The 5258-nt window shown below is 36.5% G+C and carries 1 protein-coding gene; it reads left to right on the top strand.

Translation table 11 applies throughout. The features are described 5' to 3' along the window. The first annotated feature begins 687 nt into the window (after positions 1 to 687). Positions 688 to 5142, top strand: a complete 4455-nt coding sequence (locus tag IEV72_RS13310; RefSeq protein WP_188459617.1) for a T9SS type A sorting domain-containing protein — start codon at positions 688 to 690, stop codon at positions 5140 to 5142. The last annotated feature ends 116 nt before the right edge of the window (positions 5143 to 5258 follow it).

The following is a 5258-nucleotide window of genomic DNA, read 5'->3' on the forward strand; positions in this document are numbered from 1 at the left end:
TTCGATTTTGATAACGACAATGTAAACGATGTGCCCGAAGCACCGATTAACATGTTAATATATGCTGGATTAGTTTTAGGTAGCTATTTTGGTATAAAAAAAATAAAGCCATAAAAGCATGCTGAAACGGTTAAAAAAAATCAACAAGCTCGATATTTTATTATATATTTTATATCTGGCAATTGCTATAATTCTTGTAAACATCATCTTGCTTCTTCGAGAACAAATACAACTTGAAAAAGAGCTTGAGTTAATGCTAAAGCAAGGAATGTAAAGATATTATTAGGAGTTATTTTTAAAACCACCTTTTACGCAAAGGAAGGGTGGTTTTTTTAATTATGCTAATTTGGATATCAATTATGTAGGTATAATGCCAATGTACCAGCCTGCTGTTGGCTGGTATTTTAAGAAGCATTTATGCTACATTTAAAATAGTAATGGGTATTAGTTCTCTAAAAATGGAGAGTTAAATCGCAAAGTAAATTTATTTATGATATTGGCTTCAATATTGCTAAAATTAAACATAGATTTGATATAGACAAAATTGTTTATTCATCAATAAACTGATATACAGCTATTTGCATAAGTTAAATTCTAGTCTTGTCTATATGATATCTATATGATTTTTATTTACAACTGCTAAATTCATTGTTTATTTGACTCATTAAATAAGTGAAAACTATAATTATGAAAACAAGTATTTTAAACGAATTTACAAAACCTACAATACTATTTTTGGTATTAAGTCTATTTGGCTTGTTAAATGCATTTGGGCAGAATGTAGATGCCCTTTGGACCGATTACAATGGTTACTGGAATTCAAGTGAAAATAATATTAATTCTATTGAGCCAGATAATTCTCATAACTTGTTAGCATTTCGCTATGATGGAACTGTATATTCTACTGGAGTAAATGATGATGCGCTAACAACAAATAATGTTAGCTTTACTTCGGGTAATTGGAGGGCTTTACCTATTAACTCAATAACAGTTGGAAGTTGTCCACCTTCTCCCTCTGTTGCTTACTTAATCATGCTTGCTCAACTTGTAGATGGCGTAGATAATGGAGGTAGTACAACTCCACCTTTTCCTGTTGAAAACAACGAATGTCCTACTGAAGAAGTCATGGCAAGTTTTTTAACTCAAGGGGAAAATGGATTGGATCTTGGTTCTGGCATTGCTAATATACCAAGTGGAACGGTACTTTCATTCCCATTTAGCAATAATGGAATAACCCAAAGTAATATAAATGATGGAGAACCAGATATTTTAATTACCCAACTATTAGCACCAGGTGCTTCTCAAGACATCTTAAGAATTGTAGATGCTAATGGCAACATTGTAGGGAACCCCATTGATGTTAATCAAAATAATACAACAATTGTAGGTAATTATAGAGCAGATCTTTACTTTAGGAATGGTAATATTCTTGATGGTGGTAGTAGTACTTTTGGTATTACAGCAAATCAGCAACGCCCCATACGTTTATTGGCTTTTGAATTAAGTGATTTTGGCATAAACAGCAGCAACTATACGCAAGCAACAAAATTAGAATGGCAAGCAAGTGGTCAATCTGACCCAGCTTTTTTTGCTTTTAATGAACCTTCTATTAGTATTCCTACTTCTCTTGCTGTCACCAATGAACCTAATATTTATACAGATGCTATAGCTTTAAACCCTAATTTTACGGTTGTTATTCAAGACGACCAAGCTTCAACAGTGATAGAGGCTGGTACCGAAATAACAGCTTCAATAGAATCGGGTAATGGTACATTAAGTGGAGATCTTACAGCTACAACAGATGCCAATGGCGTGGCCACCTTTTCCAATTTAGTTATTAATGGAAGTGGAGACCAACAGTTAAAATTCACCTCGTCTTCTCTAAACCCTGCTGTTTCAAATGTTTTAGTAGATTGTATTGCAGGTGATTTAACCATAGGTACTTCTGCTTCAGGTGACAGTTATAGTATTACAAATGGAAGACTGATTTCTGAAGGGACATCAACCATAGCAGTGAATGATATCATCAATCACTTAGAAAACACAGGAGATTTAATAATTGATGCCTGTGGAGGTGAATTAATCATTAGTGCTGACATTACTCCAAATCTATCTAGTTCTAGAGTGCTTTCGTTTAAAGCTGAAGGAGATATTGTAGTGGATGACGATATAGAAATTTCAGCTTCGGGGTCGGCAATGGATTTAGTCTTTTGGTCAGATACAGACGCTAATGAAGAAGGAGGAATTCTATTTAGAGATGGAAGCAACATTGAATCAAACAACGGCCATATTTGGATTGGTGGAGGAAATGGAAATACTACTTGGAATGGACTAACTGTAGGTGATAGCTATGCCGTTGGTCTTTCTAATACGGCAACAGGTATAATTGAAACTTATGCTGGTATTAATGCCGTTGGAAATGCTTTATTAGCAGGCTCTGGCGACCTATACCTTTCAGGAAAATCAACACAGACAACTTACAGGTTTGGCATTGGTGTTCGGTTCAACACATCAGGCACAAAATTAAACCTTACTGGAAACAACATTACAATTTCAGGAATTGGTTCTGAAAATAATGGCACGAGTGGAGATACAAACCGTGGTAATTGGGGAGTTGGGATAGAAAAAACAGATATACTTGCCAGTGGAAATATCCTTATAGAAGGAACTGGTGGAGGACAAAACCTAACTAGTTCAATAACTAACGGAGGAGGTAATCATGGTGTTAGAATGGATAATAATTCCAGTATCATCTCCACTGGGTCTGGTGATATTAGCATCATTGGTTCAGGCGGAACACCTTCTGGAACATCCAATCAAGATAATGATGGTTTGCGATTAGATGGTGGTACCATCCGTGTTAATACTGGTTCGCTTTCTCTACATGGAACAGCAGGAACAAATGGCTCTTCACAAGGAATTGACTATACAAATGGAGTTATGGAATCTAGGATGCCATCTTCTACTTTAAGTAATGGTGATTTAAAAATTACATCAAATACACTTAATATTTCTACTGGCGTAAGACTTAGATCGGAAGGCGAATTAGTTATAACACCAACTAGTGAAACTACAAACATTGGCATTGCAGGAGCCACAGGTGCTTTATCGCTTTCTTCAAGCTATTTTAGCACCAACTTTGAAGATGGTTTTTCAAATATCATCATCGGTGCAGATAACCAAACAGGAGATATTACTTGTAATACAATAACTTTTGAAGACAATACGACCTTACAAACGGATGGAAATTTAACTTTTGGAGGGAATGTCAGCACTAATGCGAATACTGATTTAACATTAATCAATAATAATCTCACTTTTAACACAGCACGTACATTTAATGTTCAGGGAAGCTTTGCTTATATTCCATTTGGAACGAGTTTCACTAGTCATGTTACTTTTCCTATGGCTAACTTAAGTTTAGGAACAAGTATTTCAGGTTTAACCATTGGTAATGCAACCAACGACAAAAACATCACGATTAATGCAGATGTCACTGGCGATGCAGGTATTGAGTTATTTGGAAATGATATAGACATCAATGCCAATTTAGAAACTACCAATTCAGCTAATATTGAGTTTAAAGGCAATACAACCATTACCGCAGGCAAACACATTGCTTCTAATGGTAACTTTACCCACGATGGCGATTTGCTCTTTAAATCTGATGCTACTAATGGTGATGCTTACTTGGGAAGTATTGAAGGAAACTATACCAAAACTTCAGGAACCGTTATTACTGAAAAATTCTACCCCGCAAAACGCGCCTTTAGGATGGTGGCAAGTCCCGTAGATGGTGTTAGCATCTTTGACAACTGGCAAAACGGCGGTGCTAATGAAACGGGGATTGGTACACATATTACGGGTTCAGAAACTGGAGACAACGGATTTGATGAAACAGAAACTGGTAATCCTTCTTTGTTCTATTTTAATAATGGCTGGCAAGCCATACCCAATACCAATGCTATTAATTTAACAGCAGGAGCTCCTTACCGCCTCATGGTACGTGGCGATCGAGACCCAAATTTACTCATAGATAATGATGCTGACCCTAATCCTACAACTTTAGTCGCTACAGGCGATTTAATAGTAGGTACAATAAATATCATGTTCCCAAGTGCAACGGCAGGCAGCAATACCTTTGCTTTTATTGCCAATCCCTATCAATCTAGAATTGATGTTAGTGAAGTCCTTACTGCCAATAACAGCAATGCTGACGACACTAAACTTTGGGTGTGGGACCCAATGATTAACACCCGTGGAGCTTTTGTAACGATTGATGAACTTTCTTCAGGAAATGGAGATACAACTCCTAGCTCGGATGCTACTAAATTTATTGAACCTGGGCAGGCGTTCTTTATTCAGTTAATAGGAACAGATTCAACTATTTCATTTACTGAAAGTGTGAAAGACATAACAACTTCGTTAAATAAACCAGCGCCATTAAGTAATAATCAAATGAGTTTATTATTCGAGTTGCAAAATGAAGAAAATAAAACCATTGATGCCATTCGTTTGCGTTTTGCCGCCGATGGAATTACTGAGGTAGATGCAGCAGACATTGCTAAAATGGGGAATATCGACGAAAACCTAGCATCTGTCAATCAAAACAGCTTGTTTAGCATTCAGCGTAGAAACTTTCCAGAAAATGATGAAGTGATTCCGTTATTTACCAACAACTGGCGTAATCAAAACTACAGCTTTGTAGCCAACTTGAGCAACTTAGGTGATGTGCAGGTGTATATGGTAGATGCGTATTTAGGTACGGAAACTTTGTTAGCAGATGGCGAAGCGTATCACTTTAGTGTAGATGCCAATGTGGCTGAATCGGTAGATAGTCAACGTTTTTCCTTAAAGTTTGATGCAGAAACCATGAGCATGGAAGATGTAGACAAAAAGTGGTTTAGCCTCTACCCTAACCCAGCGGTAGATGTAGTGCAACTACAAAGCAACTTAGCCTTAACAGGCAAAGCAAATGTAGCTGTTTACAATATGCTAGGACAACAAATGCAAGTTAAAGCAGAAGTAATAAGCCATAGCAACTTGCGCTTAAGCTTAGGCCATTTAGAGTCTGGTGTATACATTGTACAACTTACCGATCGGGAAGGCAATAGCTACACCCAAGAATTAATTAAAAAATAAAGAGATCATGCAGAAATTAAATATAAAATTAGGTATCGCAATTAGCTTACTTTTCATGTTTGTACTCATGCCGGAAGCACAAGCACAGAGTTTAGAAGAAGTATTCGATTTTGATA

The sequence above is a fragment of the Psychroflexus planctonicus genome, from assembly GCF_014640195.1.
GTDB lineage: Bacteria > Bacteroidota > Bacteroidia > Flavobacteriales > Flavobacteriaceae > Psychroflexus > Psychroflexus planctonicus.